Origin of the sequence: Micromonospora sp. LA-10, assembly GCF_051853095.1 — a bacterium.
Taxonomy (GTDB): Bacteria; Actinomycetota; Actinomycetes; order Mycobacteriales; family Micromonosporaceae; genus Micromonospora; species Micromonospora echinospora_A.
On sequence record NZ_CP195710.1, the window covers coordinates 3,997,614 to 4,015,010 of the forward strand.

The following is a 17,397-nucleotide window of genomic DNA, read 5'->3' on the forward strand; positions in this document are numbered from 1 at the left end:
GTTGGGTATTTTCGAACCGTGACCGAGACCCCGTCCGGCGCCGTGCGGCTGCCAATCGTGCCCGGTCTGACCGATCTGCAGGTGTTCGCCCGGGGCGGCTACGCCACCATCTACCGGGCCACCCAGATCTCGGTGGGGCGCGAGGTGGCGGTCAAAATCGAGAACCGGACGCTGGACAGCGAACGCGACCAGGCCCGCTTCCTGCGCGAGGCCCGCGCCGCCGGCCGGATGTCGTCACACCCCCACGTGGTGGACCTCTTCGACGTCGGAGTCACCGTCGACCAGCACCCCTACCTCATCATGGAGCTGTGCGACGGCTCGTACGCGGAGCGGATGCGTACCTCGCCGCTGGGCCCGGAGGAGACCCGCGACCTCGGCGTGAAGATCGCCGACGCGCTGGCCCACTCGCACGCGGCGGGCGTCCTGCACCGGGACGTCAAGCCGGCCAACATCCTGCACTCCGAGTTCAACTCGGCGGTGCTCGCCGACTTCGGCCTGGCGGTACTCGCCGAGTTCCGTGACTCCTCGGTCATGCTGGAGGCGCTCACCCCGGCGTACGCGCCGCCGGAGACGTTCAACCACAGCCCGCCCAGCCCGGCCGTCGACGTCTACTCGCTGTGCGCCACCCTCTACGCGGTGATGTACGGCCGGCCGCCGCGCTGGCACTCGGAACGCAACCCGAGCCTGGTCACCGTGCTGGAGATGTTCCAGCAGCCCATTCCCGGGCTGCCCGGGGTGCCCGGCGAGCTGATCGACGTACTCCGGTTGGGGATGTCCAACGACCCGGGTGAGCGTCCCTCCGCGGTCGAGCTGCGCGGCCTGCTCGCCGGGCTGCCGCTGGACGGCGCCCCGGCCGGCGGCGTGCTCTACGACAGCGGCGAGCGATACCGGAGCGCGGGCCCGAACCCGCGCCCGCCCGCCGACGACGACCACCCGACCGTGCCGTCGCGGGCCCGGCGCTGGCCCAAGCGCTGGTTCCTCGGCGGCGCCGGGGTGCTCGCGCTGGCGGCGTCGGCGGGTGGCGGCTGGCTGGCCGCCGGTCACGCGCCCGCGGCTCCGCCGACCCCGGTGGCGAGTGGCGTGGTCGGTGCGCCGTCGCCCGGGTGCGCGTCCGCCGACGTGCGGCTCCCGGCCGGCGTGCGGTGCGCCTCCGAGCTGGAGTGCTTCGGTCCGGTACGGCTGCGCCGCGACCGGGCCGAGGCGAGCCGGGTGCCCTGCGACGGCCAGCACACGTGGGAGACCTATGCGGCGGGTGACCTGCCGGCCGGTCTCGCCGGCGCCAAGCACGGCGCGGTCGCCGCCGACCCGGTCGTCGGCAAGGTGTGCAACCCCGACACGTTCCGGGTGGTCAGTGGCGCCGACGCGGCGAACGGCTGGAACCTGGAGGTGCTGCCGCCGGAGACCGACGCCGACCGCACCTACCGGTGCCTGGCCGGCCGGGGCGTGAACGCGCTCGCCGGGCCCACGCTCACCGGTCGCTGACGCCTCGGCCCTGCCGCACCGCCCGCGGGTCGAGCGTCTCCAGCGTGTCCGCGTCCACCGCGGTCTGCGTCCGCAGGCCGCGTACCGCCCGCGGGTCCAGGGCCTCCAGCGTGTCCGCGTCGACCGGGTGGCCGCCCGGGGTGCGCAGGTTCCGCACGGCCCGGGGGTCGATCGCCTCGAGCGTGTCGGCGTCCACTCCGTACCCGGCCTCGGGGAGCCAGTGCTCGGGCGACGGGGGGTGCCCGCCACCGCTGTCGGGCTGGCGGGCCGCGGTGATCGTCACCCCGGCGATCATGCCCAGCACGACGCAGACCAGGGCCAGCACGACCGACAGGATGCCGGGCGGGCGCCATACCGCGAGAGCCACCACCGCCGCCACCGTCGCCATGGACGCGACGACGGCCTTCGCCCGCGCATCGGGCTTCGGGAACGATCTCACCCGACAAGCATGGCCCAGCGCGGCGACCTGTCAACCTGCGAGCTGAGACGGTTTCCCGTCAGTGACGCTCCACTTCGGAGTGCCAAAAGCGCTGATCGAGCAAAAATCGTTACATCCTTTGGCTGTCTGCCGTATCGCTCCGCGTCGGGGAGCCGCTACCGTGAGCGTCGATCCTGGGAGTGGCGAGGCCGAGGTCTCCTCGACCACACCGCCCACAGACGGACCCCCGAGGTACGGCGGGTGATCGGGCACCCGCCGTACCCCGGGCCGCCGCTCGCCACGTGGTCCCGCCACGGCGGGCACGCGCGAACAAAGCGGTCAGTAGGACTTGTCCTGGCCCAGCACGTGCTGGGCGACGAAGTTGAGGATCATCTCGCGGCTGACCGGGGCGATCCGGCCCGCGCGTACCGCGCCGAGCAGCGTCGACACGCCGTACTCGGTGGCCATGCCGGCCCCGCCGAGCGCCTGGACGGCGGTGTCGACGGCGAGCGCGGCGGCCTCGCCGGCCGCGTACTTGGCCATGTTGCCGGAGATGCCCGCTTCCAGGTCGCGACCCGCGTCGTAGAGCGTCGCCGCCTTGTAGATCATCAGCCGGGCCAGCTCGACCTGCACGGCCGCGTGCGCGAGCGGGTGCGCCACGCCCTGGTGCGAGCCGATCGAGTTCCCGCCCCACACCTTGCGGGTGGCGGTGTAGTCGCTCGCCCTGTCGATCGCGTACCGGCCGGTGCCGGCACCCATCGCGGCCACAGTGATGCGCTCCGGGTTTAGCCCGGCGAACAGCGCCGGCAGCCCGGCGTCGAGCGACTCGCCGACGAGCGCGTCGGCGGGGAGCCGGACGTCGTCCAGGAAGAGCAGGAACTGGTTCTCCGGCGACAGGATCTCCATGTCCAGCTTGGACTTCTCCAGGCCGGGCGCGTCGGTCGGCACGATGAACAGCGCGGGCTTGAGCTTTCCGGTGGACGCGTCCTCGGTGCGGGCCACCACGAGCACGTGCCCGGCCTCGTCGACGCCGGAGATGTAGATCTTCCGGCCGGTGAGCAGCCAGTCGTCGCCGTCGCGGCGGGCCACTGTGGAGAGGCGGTGGAAGTTCGAGCCGGCGTCCGGCTCGGTGATCGCGAAGACGATCTTCTCGGAGCCGTCGGCGAGGCCGGGAAGGTGCTTCTTGCGCTGCTCCTCCGTACCGTGCTTGCCGATGATCGTGGCGGCGATGGCGGGGGAGACCACGAGCAGCAGCAGCGGGCAGCCCGCCGCCGCCAGTTCCTCGCAGACGAGCGTCAGGTCGGTGATGCCGCCGCCCCCGCCGCCGTACTCGGTGGGAATGTTGACGCCCAGGTAGCCCAGCCGGCCGGCCTCGTGCCACAGCTCGGCGGTGTGCTCGCCGGACTTGGCTTTCGACACGAAGTAGGAATGGCCGTACTTGCGGCCCAGCTCCCGTACCGCGTCGCGGAGCTGATCCTGTTCGGGGGTGAGGTCGAAGTTCACTGCGGGTCCTCCTCGGGGTCCACCACGGCCAGTACGGCGCCCGTCTCGACCTGACCGCCGGCGGGCACCGGCAGTTCCGTCACCACGCCGTCGGCGGGGGCGAGCACGGGATGTTCGAGCTTCATCGCTTCCAGCGTCAGCAGCAGGTCACCGGCGGCGACCCGCTGACCGACTTCGACGTGCACCCGGGTCACCGCTCCGGGCAGCGGCGCGAGCAGCGACCCGGCCGCCAGCTCCGCGGTGGGCAGGGGCAGGCGGGGCAGTTCGGTGAGGCTCGCCGCCCCGTCCGGGCCGTCCACGAAGACCGACGACCCAACCCGGTGTACGCGGAAAGCCCGCCGTACCCCGTCGACGTCGAGCACCACCCGGTCCGGGGCGGCCGTCACCAGCTCGACCTGCGGGAGCTCGGTGTTAACAGGGGACCCTTCCTCTACCGGATCCGTTAAGAGGGGGCCCTTGCTTCCCCACTCGGCGAGGCCGCCGGTGCGGTCCAGGCGGTAGCGGACCTCGATCTCCTCGCCGTCGCCGACGGTGAAGCTGGTGACCTGCGGTAAGGACGGCACGTTGCGCCAGCCCGACGGCAGCCCGGCCAGCACCGGGGCAGCAGCCCGGCGCGCGGCGGCCCCGGCCAGCGCCGCCGCCAGCGCCGCCACCGGAAGCTGCTCGGCCGGCAGCAGCGGCTCGAACACCTCCGGGTGCCGGTCCAGGAAACCGGTGTCCACGTCCACGGCGGCGAACTCCGGGCTGCGCAGCACGCGTACCAGCAGGTCCCGGTTGGTGGCCACGCCGTGCAGTTCGGCGCGGGCCAGCGCGCCGGCGAGCGCGCGGGCCGCCTCGGCGCGGGTGGGTGCCCAGGCGACGAGCTTCGCCAGCATCGAGTCGTAGTGCACGCTCACCGTCGAGCCGTCCACCACACCGGAGTCCAGCCGCAGCCCACGGGCCGGGCCGAACTCGGCGGCCACCCCGGGGATCGCGAACCGGTGCAGCGTGCCGGTGGCCGGGCGGAAGCCCTGGGCCGGCTCCTCGGCACACAGCCGTACCTCGATGGCGTGGCCGTCGGCCGGTGGTGTCGCGGTGACCGGCAGCGGCTCGCCCTCGGCGACGAGCAGTTGCAGCCGGACCAGGTCCAGCCCGGTGGTCAGCTCGGTGACCGGGTGCTCCACCTGGAGGCGGGTGTTCATCTCCAGGAAGTGCACCTGCCCGTCCGGCGCGAGCAGGAACTCCACGGTCCCCGCGCCGACGTAGTCGACAGCCCGCCCGGCCGCCACCGCCGCCTCGTGCAGCTCCGCGCGCACGTCGTCGGGCAGCACGCCGGGCGCCTCCTCGACGATCTTCTGGTGGCGGCGCTGGATGGAGCAGTCACGCACCCCGAGCGCCACGACGGCGCCGTGGGTGTCGCCGAAGATCTGCACCTCGACGTGCCGGCCGCGTTCCACGTACCGCTCGATGAAGACGGTGCCGTCGCCGAACGCCGCCGCCGCCTCGCGGCGCGCGCCCGCGACGGCCTCGGCCAGCCCGGCCGCGTCGCGGACGATCCGCATGCCCCGGCCGCCGCCGCCCGCCGCGGCCTTGACCAGCACCGGGAAGGCGGTCACCTCGGCCGGGTCGGTCCAGGTGGGCAGCATCGGCACGCCCGCGTCGGCGAGCAGCGCCTTGGCGGCCATCTTGTCGCCCATCGCCGCGATCGCCTTCGCGCACGGGCCCACCCAGGTCAGGCCCGCGTCGGTGACCGCCGCCGCGAACTCGGCGTTCTCGGCCAGGAAACCGTAACCGGGGTGGACGGCGTCGGCGCCGGACCGGCGGGCCGCGTCCAGGGTGGCGTCGATGCGCAGGTACGTCTCGGCCGGCGTGTTCCCCGGCAGCCGTACCGCCTGGTCGGCGTCGGCCACGAACGGCGCGTCGGCGTCCGCGTCCGAGTGCACGGCGACTGTGGCCACACCGAGGGCGCGGCAGGTGGCGAAGACCCGGCGGGCGATCTCGCCCCGGTTCGCGACCAGAAGCTTGGTGATCATTGTGAGCACGCCCCCTACATCCGGAAGACGCCGAAACCGTCGGCGCCCTTCACCGGTCCGTTGTGGATCGCCGACAGGCAGAGCCCGAGGACGGTACGGGTGTCCCGCGGGTCGATCACCCCGTCGTCGTAGAGCCGCCCGGACAGGAACAGCGCGCCGGACTGCGACTCGATCTGCTGCTCGACCATCATCCGCATGGCGGCGTCGGTGTCCTCGTCGTACTCGCGTCCCCGGGCGGCGGCCGCCTGCCGGGCCACGATGGACAGCACCCCGGCGAGCTGCGCCGGGCCCATCACCGCCGACTTCGCGTTCGGCCAGGTGAACAGGAACCGCGGCTCGTACGCCCGGCCGCACATGCCGTAGTTGCCGGCGCCGTAGGAGGCGCCCAGGTTGACGGTCAGGTGCGGCACCTTCGAGTTCGACACCGCGTTGATCATCATGGCGCCGTGCTTGATGATGCCGCGCTGCTCGTACTCGGTGCCGACCATGTAGCCGGTGGTGTTCTGGAGGAACACCAGCGGTGTGTCCGCCACGTTGGCGAGCTGGATGAACTGCGCCGCCTTCTGCGCCTCCTCGCTGAACAGCACGCCCCGGGCGTTCGCCAGCACACCGACCGGGTAGCCGTGCAGCTCACCCCAGCCCGTGACGAGCGCGGTGCCGTAGCCGGGCTTGAACTCGTCGAACGCGCTGTCGTCGAGCACCCGGGCCAGCACCTCGCGCGGGTCGAACGGCACCTTCATGTCGGCGCTGGCGATGCCGAGCAGCTCCTCCGGGTCGTACCGGGGAGGCAGCGGGTGGGGGTTGCGCGGCGGCGGGCCGTGCTTGCGCCAGTTGAGCCGGCGGACGCACTGCCGGGCCAGCCGGATCCCGTCGCGCTCGTCCTCGGCGAGGAAGTCGGCCAGGCCGGACGTGGTGGCGTGCATCGCCGCGCCACCGAGCGACTCGTCGTCGGTGACCTCGCCGGTGGCCATCTTCACCAGCGGCGGCCCGGCCAGGTAGACCTGCGAACGGTCCCGGATCATGATGGTGAAGTCCGACATGCCTGGTACGTACGCGCCGCCGGCCGTGGCGTTGCCGAAGACCACGCTCACTGTCGGGATCCGCTGCGCCGACAGCCGGGTCAGGTCCCGGAACACCCGGCCGCCCGGAATGAAGATCTCCGCCTGGGTGGGCAGGTCCGCGCCGGCCGACTCGACCAGGTTCACCATCGGCAGCCGGTTCGCCGCCGCGATCTCACCCGCCCGCCGGGTCTTCGCCAGCGACCACGGGTTGATCGCGCCGCCGCGTACCGTCGGGTCGTTCGCCACGATCAGGCACTCCACGCCCTCGACCACGCCGATGCCCGTCACGGTGCTGGCGCCGACCGGGAAGTCGGTGCCGAACGCGGCCACCGACGACAGCTCCAGGAACGGGCTGTCCGGGTCGAGCAGTAGCTCGATCCGCTCGCGGGGGAGCAGCTTGCCGCGACCGTGGTGGCGGGTCACGTACTTCTCGCCACCACCGCCCCGGGCCTGGTCGAGCGCCTCCTCCAGTTCGGCGAGGCGTTCCAGCAGCGCCTCCCGGTTGGCGGTGAAGGCGGGCGCGGACGGGTCGATCGTGCTCTGCAGAACTGTCGTGCTCACAGGCCCATGCCCTTCGCGATGATCTCGTTCATGATCTCGGTGGCGCCGCCGCCGATGCCGAGCAGCCGGGCGTCGCGGTAGTGCCGCTCCACCTCGGCGTCCCGCATGTAGCCGAAACCGCCGTGCAGTTGCAGCGCGGCGTCGACGACGAAGTCGCACGCGGACACCGCCACGTTCTTCGCGATCGCCACCTCGGTCACCACCGGCTGCCCGGCGGCGACCCGCTCGGCGACCTCGTGCACGTACGCCCGGGCCGCCTCGGTGCGGGAGTGCATCTCGGCCAGCCGGTGCCGGACGACCTGCCGCGCCACGAGCGGCCGGCCGAACGTCTGGCGGTCCCGGGACCACCGCACGGCCAGGTCCACGCAGCGCTGCGCGGTGGCGTACGCCTGCGTGGCGAGCGAGATCCGCTCGGCGGCGAACTGCTGCATGATGGCGAGGAACCCGGTGTCCTCCGGGCCGACCCGGTTGCTCACCGGCACCCGGACGTCGGCGAAGGACAGTTCGGCGGTGTCCGAGCAGTGCCAGCCCAGCTTCTCCAGCCGCCGGCCCACTGTGAACCCGGGCGTGCCCTTGTCGATCACGAGCAGGCTGAGCGAGCCCGACCCGGGGAAGTCGGTGCAGACCGCCGTGGTGACGAAGTCAGCCCGGACCCCACTGGTGATGTACGTCTTGGCGCCGTTGACCACGTAGTGGTCGCCGTCGCGTACCGCGCAGGTGCGGATGCCCGCCACGTCCGAGCCGCCGTCCGGCTCGGTGATCGCCAGCGCGCCGATCATCGTCCCGGCGAGCGCGGGACGGACGTACCGCTCGATGAGCGCCTCGTCCTGGGCCGCGACGATGTGCGGCAGCGCGATCCCGTGCGTGAACAACGCGGCGATCAGCCCCGACGAACCACCCGAGCGGATGATCTCCTCGGTGACCACCATCGAGTCGAGCAGGTCGCCGCCGCTGCCCCCGACCGACTCCGGGAAGCCGATGCCCAGGAGGCCGACCTTCGCGGCGCTCTCGTGCAACGACCGGGGCAGCTCGCCGGCCCGCTCCCAGTCGGACAGGTGCGGCAGCACCTCCCGGGTCACGAACGAGCGGGTCAGCTCGCGCAGCTGCCGGCGTTCCGGCGTGTCCACGATGGTCATGCCGGAACCTCCGTCGGAAGATCGACCACTCGCGAGCGCAGCAGCTCGCCGAGCGCCTTGGCCTGGGGGTCGAACCGGGTGGACGCCGCCACGCCCTGCCCGAGCAGCCCCCGGATCACGAAGTTGACGGCGCGCAGGTTCGGCAGCTCGTACCGCTCGACTTTCAGCGCCGCCGTCTCCGGCAGCAGTTCCGCCAGCCGGTCCACAGTCAGCCAGTCGCGCAGCCAGGGCCAGGTGGCGTCGGTGCGGGCCCAGACGCCGAGGTTGGCGTCGCCACCCTTGTCGCCGGACCGCGCGCCGACCAGCTCACCGAGCGGCCCCCGCCGCGTTGCATGCAAGGAAGGGCCCCCGGTTAACGCCTCGTGTTGTACAGGGGCCCCCTGCAAACCGTTCGTCACCGTCGGCGGCGGGATCGGCACCCGCTCACCGGAGGGCAGCACCGCGACGTGCTCGACCGCGTCCTGCGCGATCGCGTCGGCGGTGAACACCCCGTACGGCGTCGCGTCACCGGGCAGCGTGGTCAGCGTGCAGCCCGGGTAGGAGGCCAGCGCCAGCTCCACCGCCGCCGCCGAGAACGCCCGTCCGGCCCGCGACTTGTCGCCGTCGCGCATGTGTACGTGCAGCAGCGCGCTCGCCGCCTCGGTGTCGCCGGTGTCCGGGTGGTCGGTACGGGCCAGCGTGAACTCCAGCCCTTCCGTGCCGACCGACTCCTCGACCTGGGCGCGGACCAGCGCCGCCTTGGCCGGGATGTCCAGCCCGCACAGCACGAACGTCATCGAGTTGCGGAAGCCGCCCAGGTTGTTGACGCCCACCTTGAGCGTCTCCGGCGGAGGCGTGCCGCGTACCCCGGACACGCGTACCCGGTCCGGGCCCTCCTGCTCCAGCCGTACCGTGTCCAGCCGGGTCACCACGTCCGGCCCGAGGTAGTCCGGCCCGCCCACCTCGTACAGCAGCTGGGCGGTGACCGTCTCGACGGTGACGGCGCCGCCGGTGCCGGGGTGCTTGGTGAGCACCGACGAGCCGTCCGCGTGCAGCTCGGCGATCGGGAAACCGGGGCGGCGCCCGCCGTCCGGCAGCTCGGTGAAGAAGCTGAAGTTGCCGCCGGTGACCTGCGCCCCGCACTCGATCAGGTGCCCGGCCACCGTGGCCCCGGCCAGCGCGTCGAGGTCGTCGCGGGTCCAGCCGAAGCGGGCGATCGCCGGGCCGACAGCCAGCGAGGCGTCGGTGACCCGCCCGGTGACCACCACGTCCGCGCCCGCGTCGAGGCAGGCCGCGATCCCGAACGCGCCCAGGTACGCGTTGGCGGTCAGCGCGTCCGGCCGCTGGATCGCGTCGCCCTCGACGTACCCGACCCGCACCTGGACGCCGAGCCGGTCGCCGAGCGACCGGATCGCGTCAGCCAGCCCGGCCGGGTTGAGGCCCCCCGCGTTGGTGACCAGCGTGACGCCGCGCTCCAGCGCGGTGCCGAGCACGCCCTCCAGTTGGCGCAGGAACGTCTTCGCGTAGCCCAGCGACGGGTCGCGCATCCGGTCCCGGCCGAGGATGAGCATGGTCAGCTCGGCCAGGTAGTCACCGGTCAGCACGTCCAGCTCGCCGCCGTCGAGCATCTCCCGCCAGGCGGCGAAGCGGTCGCCGTAGAAGCCCGACGCGTTTCCGATCCGCAGCACGCTCATGGGGCGACTCCGCCCGCCGGCTCCCGCTTGTCGCCGGGCGGGCCGGCGAACGCCTGGGCCACGTCCAGCCACTCGTCGGCCACCGGCCCGGTGGCGGTCAGGGCCAGGTCGGCGCGGTGCCGGCGCTGGGTGACGAGCAGGCAGAAGTCGAGCGCCGGGCCGGTCACCCGGTCGGCCGCGTCGGCCGGCCCGAACTCCCACACGTCACCGCCCGTGGGTGCGGTCAGCTCGACCCGCACCGGCGTCGTGGGCACCGCACGGCCGTGGGCCGCGAAGCCGTGCCCGAGGGTACGGACGCCGAGGTGCGCGATGTGCCGCAGGCGCTCGGACGGGGGACGGCTAACGCCGAGCGCTTCGGCCACGTCCTCGCCGTGCGCCCACGTCTCCATCAGCCGGGCGGTCACCATCGAGGTGGGCGACATGCTGGTGCCGTACCAGGGGATCTTCTGCCCGGCCGGGACGGCGGCGACCGCCCCGGCGAGCGCGGAGCGGCCCGCGCGCCAGCGGGCCAGCAGCGCGGGCGGGGGCGCGAGGAAGGACTCGGCGCCGTCCTCGACCAGGCGCGACGGGTCCGGCGCGGCCATCACCGAGGCGAAGAACGCGGCCTCGTCGGTGGCCGCCAGGTAGGCGACGTGGTCGGTCCAGGCCAGGTGCGCGATCTGGTGTGCGACGGTCCAGCCCGGGGCCGGTGTCGGCCGTTCCCACTCATCCGGCGGAAGGTCCGCGACGAGCGCGTCGATCTGTTCGGACTCGGCGGCCAGATCCGCGAGCAGGGCTGTCAGGTCGACCATTGTGCCTCCGTGCGGGTGGGTCAGGGGGTCAGTGCCGCTCGCTCTCGGGGGTGAGCAACACGGCGAGCTGGCGTTTCCAGGTCTGCAGCAGGGCGGCGCGGCGGGGCGAGTCGTCGCTGAGCAGGTTGGCGACACCGAGGCCGCGGAGCAGGTCGAGCGTGGCCTGCACCGACTCGCGTACGCCCGGCTTGCGCTCGTCCACGCCGAGCAGTTCGACGGTGAGCCGGTGCATCTCGCGGCCGATCCGCGCCTCCAGCGGCACCAGCGCGGCCCGCAGCTCGGCGTCGGTACGCGCGGCCACCCACAGCTCCAGCGCGGCGACGAAGAGCGGGCCGGTGAACGAGGCCGCGAGCAGGTCGACCACCCCGTCGAGCCGCTGCGGCCCGGAGGGCAGGGCCGCCGCCTCGGCGCGCAGCTCGGCAGCCCGGCGCTCGGTCAGGTGGGTGACGGCGGCAGTGACCAGGGCGGTCTTGGTGGGGTAGTGGTGCAGCTGGGCGCCCCGGGAGACGCCGGCGCGGGCCGCGACGACCGTCGTGGTGGTGCCGGACCAGCCGTGCTCCACCAGGCAGTCGACGGTCGCCTCCAGCAGCCGGGCCTGGGTGGCGCGGCTGCGCTCCTGCTGCGGGACGCGGCTCGGTGCGGTGGACACGCCAACAGCCTGCCGCCCACAAAACAAACAGTCAAGCCTGACTTTTTTGAAAGGAGGGGTCCCTTGTTGACGCCTCCGGTAGAGGAAGGGCCCCTTGTTAACGCCTCACCGACCGTCGCGCGGGGCGAAGACCGTGAGCGCGTCGGCGTCGGAGTGGCGGGAGCGGACGTACTCGTCGGCCCAGGCCGCCGCATCCGGGAAGGCGGACTCGGCGGCGACCCGGGCGCACGCGGCGTCCACGTCGAAGCGCGTACGGCGCAGTTGCAGGCCCGGACCGAGCAGTGCCCACCAGGCGCCCGTGCCGCCGTACGGCATGCCGACGCTGCCCGGGTTCACCACCAGTCGACGGTCGACCAGCCGGGTGAACGGCATGTGCGTGTGCCCGCAGACCACCGTGCCGACCTCGGCGGGCAGGCCGGCGAAGACCTCGGCCCAGCGGTCGAGCCGCGAGTCGACGAGCACGACCTCCTCGTCGTCGCGCGGGGTCGCATGGCAGAACAGCACCTCGCCCAGCCCGGTGACCGGCAGCGTGACGTACGGCGGCAGCGCGGCCAGCCGGGCCACCTGGTCGTCGCGGAGCTGCCCGGCGGCCCAGTTCGAGACGGCAATGGCCGACGGCTGGCCGGCCCGCGCCTGCACCAGCTCCCGGTCGGCGTTCCCGCCGACCCAGCAGGCCCGGTCACCGAGCGCGGCCAGCCGGTCCAGCACCTCGACCGGCTGCGGGCCGGCCGCCAGGTCACCGGTGAGGACGATCAGGTCGGCGGCGGCCACGTCCGGCTCGGCCAGAACTGCTTCCAGTGCGGGCAGCACGCCGTGGATGTCGGAGAGAACGGCGACACGATCGGGCATCGCCCCAGCCTGCCGACGCCGACCCGGCTGGACCAAGCGATTCTGCGGCGGGCAGAGACCGCGCCCGCGCAGAAGACGGCTTCGGCCCGGCTCCGCGCGGTGGCGGGCCGGGCCGGGGAAGCCGGTACGGAGGTCAGACCCGCGCGCGGCGGGCCAGGCGCTCCGGGTCGAGGATGATGATGCTCTTGCCGTCCAGTCGCAGCCAGCCGCGCGAGGCGAAGTCGGCGAGCGCCTTGTTGACGGTCTCCCGGGAGGCGCCGACGAGCTGGGCGATCTCCTCCTGGGTGAGGTCGTGCGTCACGCGCAGCACGCCGCCGTCGCGGGTGCCGAAGCGGCCGGCCATCTGGAGCAGGTTCTTGGCGACCCGGCCCGGCACGTCCGTGAAGATCAGGTCGGCGAGCGAGTCGTTGGTCCGGCGCAGCCGGCGGGCCAGCACCCGCAGCAGCTGCTCGGCGATCTCGGGCCGGTTGTTCAGCCACGGCCGCAGCGCCTGCTTACGCAGGCGTACGAGCCGGGTGTCGGTGACCGCGGTGGCGGTCGCCGTACGCGGACCGGGGTCGAAGAGCGACAGCTCGCCGACCATGTCCGACGGGCCCATCACGGCGATCAGGTTCTGTCGGCCGTCCGCCGCGCGGCGACCCACCTTGATCTTGCCGGACAGGAGGATGTAGAGACTGTCGCCGGGTTCGCCCTCGTTGAAGACGATTTCGCCCTTGCGGACCTCGATCGTCTCCATCTCCTTGGCGAGCGCCTCGGCAGCCTCCGGGTCGACACCCTGGAAGATCCCGCTGCGGGCCAGTACCTCGTCCATCGCGCACCTCCGCCTGCGCGTGCCGTCCGTCGGCCGGGTCCGCCGTCCGCTGATCCCTCGCGCGCCGCCAGTCTAGGCGCACATGAGTAGGAATCAGAGGTGCACCCCTGGAATCTTGATCGTTGGGCGTAACCTGCCGGACCCGGTGAGCAGCTAAGATCCCGCTTCCGGTCCGGGCCGGCGCCACCCGTTCCCACCTGTGATCGTAGGGTGACCGGCGTGCTGTGTGAGCCGTTCCTGACCACCCGGTCCGAAGCCGGGTGGGATATCCCCCTGCTGGTCTGGCAGGCCGAGAGACCCCTGCTGGCGGTCGGCTCCGCCCCGCTGGGCGGCGGCATCGGCGTCCGCGGGTGGGTGCTGAACGCGACAGTGCCGATGTCGTACCACCGGGACGACCCCGCCGCGCACCTGGCCGAGCTGGCGGACGGCCTCGGCCTGGGCGGACCTGGCGTCGGGCTGCTGACCGGCGTGGACGTGACCGAGGTGGTCAGCCGCGCCGACGGCGGCGTCCGGGTCTGGGCGACTGTCGGCCTGGGCACGCCGGTCTGGGCCGCCGCGCCCGAGCCGGCCCCGCCCGCCGCGCCCGAGCCCGCGCCGCCCGCGCAGCGCGTCGGCACGGTCAACATCGTCGTGTACGTGCCGCAGCGGCTCGGCGACGCCGCCCTGGTCAACGCCGTGGCCACCGCCACCGAGGCGAAGGCGCAGGCGATCTGGGAGCTGGGACTGCCGGCCACCGGCACCCCCACCGACGCGGTGACTGTGCTCTGCCCGGCCGACGGCGAACCGGCCCCGTACGGCGGTCCCCGGTCGGCCTGGGGCGCGCCGCTGGCCCGGGCCGTGCACGCCGCCGTCCGCTCCGGCGGCGCCGGAACCGTCGTGCCCTGGTCCGACCGGGTCGGGGGCTGACGTGCGGACGCATCTCCGGCGAGCCCGGTTTTCCGACCGATCGGCCCTCGTCGCCGCGTCCCGGGGACGGTAGCGTCGCCGACGATGTACGCTCCCGCCCGTTCTGTGCCCCGTGCCCGCCGCGCCGCCGTCGCCGCGCCGCACACCGCCCCCGCGCCGCACACCGCCCTCCCCGGACCACGTCGTGGCGCGGTCGGGCGGCGCCTGGTCGCGCTCGCCGCGCTCGCCGCAGTCCTGTTCGTCGCCGGCTGCGCCGGTGACGGCGGTGGAACCGGCGCCGACGCGCGGTGGCAGGCCGGGCAGGGCGGCGGGTCGACCGGCGCGGCCGGACCGGCAACCGGTGACCAGCCCGCGGCGCCGGACGCCGCCGATGAGCCGTCGATCTCGCTGACCGCGACCGGCGACGTGATCATGGGCAACGCCCCGGACCGGCTGCCGCCAAACGGCGGCAAGGGCTTCTTCGACGACGTGAAGTCGGCGCTCAAGGGCGATCTGGTGATGGGCAACCTGGAGGAGCCGCTCACCGACGACACCGGCGCCGGCAAGTGTGGCCCGCAGCCGAAGAACTGCTACCAGTTCCGGGCGCCCCCCGGCTACGCCGCGCACCTGCGCTCGGCCGGTTTCCAGCTGCTCAACCAGGCCAACAACCACGGCTACGACTACGGGCGGCAGGGCTACGAGAACACCCAGTCGGCGCTGGAGGCGCACGGCCTCAAGCACACCGGCGCGCCCGGCGAGATCACCGTGGTGGACGTCAAGGGCGTCAAGGTCGCCGTGGTGGGCTTCTCGTCGTACCCCTGGTCGAACAGCCTGGTCGACCTCGGCGCCGCCAAGCAGGTGATCGAGATGGCCAAGGAGGCGGCCCAGATCGTCGTGGTGCAGGTGCACATGGGCGCCGAGGGGTCGGACAAGACCCGGGTGAAGCCGGGCACCGAGATGTTCTTCGGCGAGAACCGGGGCGACCCGATCCGCTTCTCCCGCACCGTCATCGACGCCGGCGCCGACCTGGTCATCGGCCACGGCCCGCACGTGCTGCGCGGGATGGAGTTCTACAAGGGGCGGCTGATCGCGTACAGCCTGGGCAACTTCGCTGGCGGCGGGAAGTCGCTGAACAGCTCCGGGCGGCTCGGCTGGGGCGGCGTGCTCAAGGTGTCGCTCACCGCCGAGGGGAAGTTCGTCGGCGGCACGTTCACCTCGACGGTGATGAACGGCGTGGGACGTCCGTCGGTCGACCGGCAGAACCGCGGCCTCGGGCTGATCCGCGAGCTGAACCGGGCCGACTTCCCGGACACCGGCGCGAAGCTCGACGCGACCGGCAGGATCACCGTACCGGCGGGTGGCTGAGCGCACGACCACCGCGCCGCGCGGCCGGAGCGTCGGCCCCGCGACGTAGGCTGGCCCACGTGACCACGCGCTCCCCCGAGACCGACCTCGGTCGTACGCGCCGCGCCCGGCGCATCGGCCGAGTGCTGACCGAGACGCACCCCGACGCGCACTGTGAACTCGACCACTCCAACGCGTTGGAGCTGGCGGTCGCGACGATCCTGTCCGCCCAGTGCACCGACAAGAAGGTCAACGAGGTCACGCCGAAGCTGTTCGCCCGCTACCGCAGCGCCGCCGACTACGCCGGGGCGGACCGCGCCGAGCTGGAGGAGCTGATCCGGCCCACCGGGTTCTACCGCAACAAGACCAGCTCCCTGATCAACCTCGGCCGGGCGCTCTGCGAGCGGTACGACGGCGAGGTGCCCGGCCGGCTCGACGACCTGGTGACCCTGCCCGGGATCGGCCGCAAGACCGCCAACGTCATCCTCGGCAACGCGTTCGGCGTCCCCGGCATCACCGTCGACACGCACTTCCAGCGGCTGGTGCAGCGGTGGGCGCTCACCACCGAGACCGACCCGGTGAAGATCGAGCACGCGATCGGCGCGCTCTACCCGAAGCGCGACTGGACGATGCTGTCGCACCGGGTCATCTTCCACGGCCGCCGGGTCTGTCACGCCCGCAAGCCCGCCTGCGGCGCGTGCACGCTGGCGAAGCTCTGCCCCGCGTACGGCACCGGGCCGACCGAGCCGGCCGCCGCGGCCAAGCTGCTCAAGGGCCCCCGGGCCCGTGACCTGGCGGTAGCAGTCGGCCTCGACCCCGACCTCGTGCCGCAGCAGGCCGCCGCGGCGGACGTGCCATGACGCGTCGCCTCGCGTACCTGCTCGTTCCGCTGCTGCTCGCGGCGGCGGGCTGCACCGCAACGGCCGAAGAACCGGAACGTCCGGCGCCGGCCGCCCGGGCCGAGCGTCCCTCGCCGTTCGCCGACTGCGCCCCGTTGACCGTCGCGCCCACCTCGGCGTCCCCGGCGCCCGCCGGTAAGGCCGGCGCTCAGCTGCCCGACCTGACGCTCAACTGCTTCACCGGCGGCGCGCCGGTGAAGCTGCGCGACGTCAAGGGCCCGGCCGTGATCAACGTGTGGGCGTCCTGGTGCCCGCCGTGCCGCAAGGAGCTGCCCGCGTTCCAGCGGCTCAGCGAGCGGGCCGACGGCCGGTTCCAGGTGATCGGCGTGAACAGCCGGGACAGCCGCGGCGGCGCGCAGTCGATCGGCGAGGACTACGGCGTCGGCTTCCCGATGCTGCTCGACCAGGGCGAGGCGTTCCAGCGCGCCCTGGAACGCAACGCGTTCCCGCTCACAGTGCTCGTCGACGCCGACGGACGGATCCGGCACACCGACGCCACCGGCGCGCTCGACGACGCCCGCCTCGCCGCGCTGCTTGAGCGCCACCTCGGGGTGAAGGTATGACCCGACGGCCGCCGGGGTGGTTCGACCCGCTGCTGGGCCGGCTCGGCACCGCACGGGCGGAGGACTTCACCCGCATCGTCACGCCGGAGCACGGCGGCCGGGAGAGCGCCGTGCTGGTGCTGCTCGGCGAGCAGCCGGACGCCGGGCCGGACGTGCTGGTCCTCCAGCGCGCCGCGACGCTGCGCAACCACGCCGGTCAGCCGGCGTTTCCCGGCGGCGCCGCCGACCCGGAGGACGCCGACGCCCGCGCCACCGCGTTGCGCGAGGCGAACGAGGAGGTCGGCCTCGACCCCGGCAGCGTCACGGTGCTGGCCGAGCTGCCCCGGCTCTGGATCCCGGTCAGCGACTTCGTGGTCACCCCGGTGCTCGCCTGGTGGCACGACCCGCACCCGGTGCACCCGCGCGAGCCGGCCGAGGTCGCGCACGTGGCCCGGCTCCCGGTCACCGAGCTGGTCGACCCGGCCAACCGGATGCGGGTCCGCCATCCGAGCGGCTGGATCGGCCCGGCGTTCTCCGTACGCGGCATGTTGGTCTGGGGCTTCACCGCCGGCGTGATCGACCGGTTGCTGGAGATGGGCGGCTGGTCCCGGCCGTGGCCGCGCTCGCGCGTGGTGGAGCTGCCGCCGGTCGACGCCACACCCGCGCCGTCGGCGGGCACCGAACCGGCCGACGAGACTCCGGTGCGTTGATCACCGGTACGCATCCTCGGGTCACGTTCCGCGAGCGCTGAACCGAGCACGGGCCCCGTGCCCGTACCCTT

The 17,397-nt window shown here is 73.5% G+C and carries 16 protein-coding genes; 6 read left to right on the forward strand and 10 right to left on the reverse strand.

From position 1 onward, the window contains the following. Positions 1-18 precede the first annotated feature (18 nt). Positions 19-1,482, forward strand: coding sequence for a serine/threonine-protein kinase (locus ACSDG8_RS18920; protein WP_210894290.1), 1,464 nt, complete (start codon positions 19-21; stop codon positions 1,480-1,482). Here ACSDG8_RS18920 and ACSDG8_RS18925 read toward each other — a convergent pair. The 10 genes from ACSDG8_RS18925 to ACSDG8_RS18970 all read right to left on the reverse strand — a co-directional run bounded on the left by ACSDG8_RS18925 (position 1,469) and on the right by ACSDG8_RS18970 (position 12,946). Further along, the gene (locus ACSDG8_RS18925) at positions 1,469-1,921 is read right to left on the reverse strand and encodes a hypothetical protein (RefSeq protein WP_210894288.1); all 453 of its coding nucleotides are present in this window, start codon (positions 1,919-1,921) and stop codon (positions 1,469-1,471) included. The two genes, ACSDG8_RS18920 and ACSDG8_RS18925, sit on opposite strands and share 14 nt — an antisense overlap. A gap of 318 nt (positions 1,922-2,239) precedes the next feature. After that, complete coding sequence (locus ACSDG8_RS18930) at positions 2,240-3,403, reverse strand: acyl-CoA dehydrogenase family protein (protein WP_439427122.1); 1,164 nt, start codon at positions 3,401-3,403, stop codon at positions 2,240-2,242. Beyond that, entirely contained in the window at positions 3,400-5,415 is a 2,016-nt protein-coding gene (locus ACSDG8_RS18935) for a biotin carboxylase N-terminal domain-containing protein (protein ID WP_439427123.1), read from the reverse strand. The genes ACSDG8_RS18930 and ACSDG8_RS18935 overlap by 4 nt, the downstream gene beginning before the upstream one ends. 14 nt (positions 5,416-5,429) lie before the next feature. Beyond that, positions 5,430-7,037 carry an acyl-CoA carboxylase subunit beta gene (locus ACSDG8_RS18940; RefSeq protein WP_439427124.1) on the reverse strand — a complete coding sequence of 536 codons (1,608 nt, stop codon included), beginning with the start codon at positions 7,035-7,037 and terminating at the stop codon, positions 5,430-5,432. Then, positions 7,034-8,173, reverse strand: a complete 1,140-nt coding sequence (locus ACSDG8_RS18945) for an acyl-CoA dehydrogenase family protein (protein ID WP_439427125.1) — start codon at positions 8,171-8,173, stop codon at positions 7,034-7,036. Before ACSDG8_RS18945 ends, ACSDG8_RS18940 begins: the two co-directional genes overlap by 4 nt. Then, positions 8,170-9,846, reverse strand: a complete 1,677-nt coding sequence (locus ACSDG8_RS18950) for an acyclic terpene utilization AtuA family protein (protein WP_439427126.1) — start codon at positions 9,844-9,846, stop codon at positions 8,170-8,172. Before ACSDG8_RS18950 ends, ACSDG8_RS18945 begins: the two co-directional genes overlap by 4 nt. Further along, entirely contained in the window at positions 9,843-10,637 is a 795-nt protein-coding gene (locus ACSDG8_RS18955) for a TIGR03084 family metal-binding protein (protein WP_210894276.1), read from the reverse strand. Before ACSDG8_RS18955 ends, ACSDG8_RS18950 begins: the two co-directional genes overlap by 4 nt. 28 nt (positions 10,638-10,665) lie before the next feature. Beyond that, positions 10,666-11,286 (reverse strand): TetR/AcrR family transcriptional regulator, encoded by a 621-nt coding sequence (locus ACSDG8_RS18960; RefSeq protein ID WP_210894274.1) that lies wholly within the window; start codon positions 11,284-11,286, stop codon positions 10,666-10,668. A gap of 105 nt (positions 11,287-11,391) precedes the next feature. Beyond that, positions 11,392-12,135 carry a metallophosphoesterase family protein gene (locus ACSDG8_RS18965; RefSeq protein ID WP_439427127.1) on the reverse strand — a complete coding sequence of 248 codons (744 nt, stop codon included), beginning with the start codon at positions 12,133-12,135 and terminating at the stop codon, positions 11,392-11,394. A 133-nt stretch (positions 12,136-12,268) separates the two neighbouring features. Next, positions 12,269-12,946 carry a Crp/Fnr family transcriptional regulator gene (locus ACSDG8_RS18970; protein WP_007466162.1) on the reverse strand — a complete coding sequence of 226 codons (678 nt, stop codon included), beginning with the start codon at positions 12,944-12,946 and terminating at the stop codon, positions 12,269-12,271. A gap of 219 nt (positions 12,947-13,165) precedes the next feature. Between ACSDG8_RS18970 and ACSDG8_RS18975 the strand changes: the two genes are divergently transcribed. The 5 genes from ACSDG8_RS18975 to ACSDG8_RS18995 all read left to right on the forward strand — a co-directional run bounded on the left by ACSDG8_RS18975 (position 13,166) and on the right by ACSDG8_RS18995 (position 17,326). After that, on the forward strand, positions 13,166-13,852 hold the full coding sequence (locus ACSDG8_RS18975) for an adenosylcobinamide amidohydrolase (RefSeq protein ID WP_210894270.1): 687 nt from the start codon (positions 13,166-13,168) through the stop codon (positions 13,850-13,852). A 105-nt stretch (positions 13,853-13,957) separates the two neighbouring features. Further along, complete coding sequence (locus ACSDG8_RS18980) at positions 13,958-15,196, forward strand: CapA family protein (protein ID WP_439427128.1); 1,239 nt, start codon at positions 13,958-13,960, stop codon at positions 15,194-15,196. A gap of 59 nt (positions 15,197-15,255) precedes the next feature. After that, positions 15,256-16,035, forward strand: a complete 780-nt coding sequence (gene nth, locus ACSDG8_RS18985; RefSeq protein ID WP_210894268.1) for an endonuclease III — start codon at positions 15,256-15,258, stop codon at positions 16,033-16,035. After that, positions 16,032-16,637 carry a TlpA family protein disulfide reductase gene (locus tag ACSDG8_RS18990; protein ID WP_210894266.1) on the forward strand — a complete coding sequence of 202 codons (606 nt, stop codon included), beginning with the start codon at positions 16,032-16,034 and terminating at the stop codon, positions 16,635-16,637. Before nth ends, ACSDG8_RS18990 begins: the two co-directional genes overlap by 4 nt. Continuing rightward, positions 16,634-17,326: an NUDIX hydrolase gene (locus tag ACSDG8_RS18995; RefSeq protein ID WP_210894264.1), complete on the forward strand. Its 693-nt coding sequence runs from the start codon at positions 16,634-16,636 to the stop codon at positions 17,324-17,326. Before ACSDG8_RS18990 ends, ACSDG8_RS18995 begins: the two co-directional genes overlap by 4 nt. Positions 17,327-17,397 lie beyond the last annotated feature (71 nt).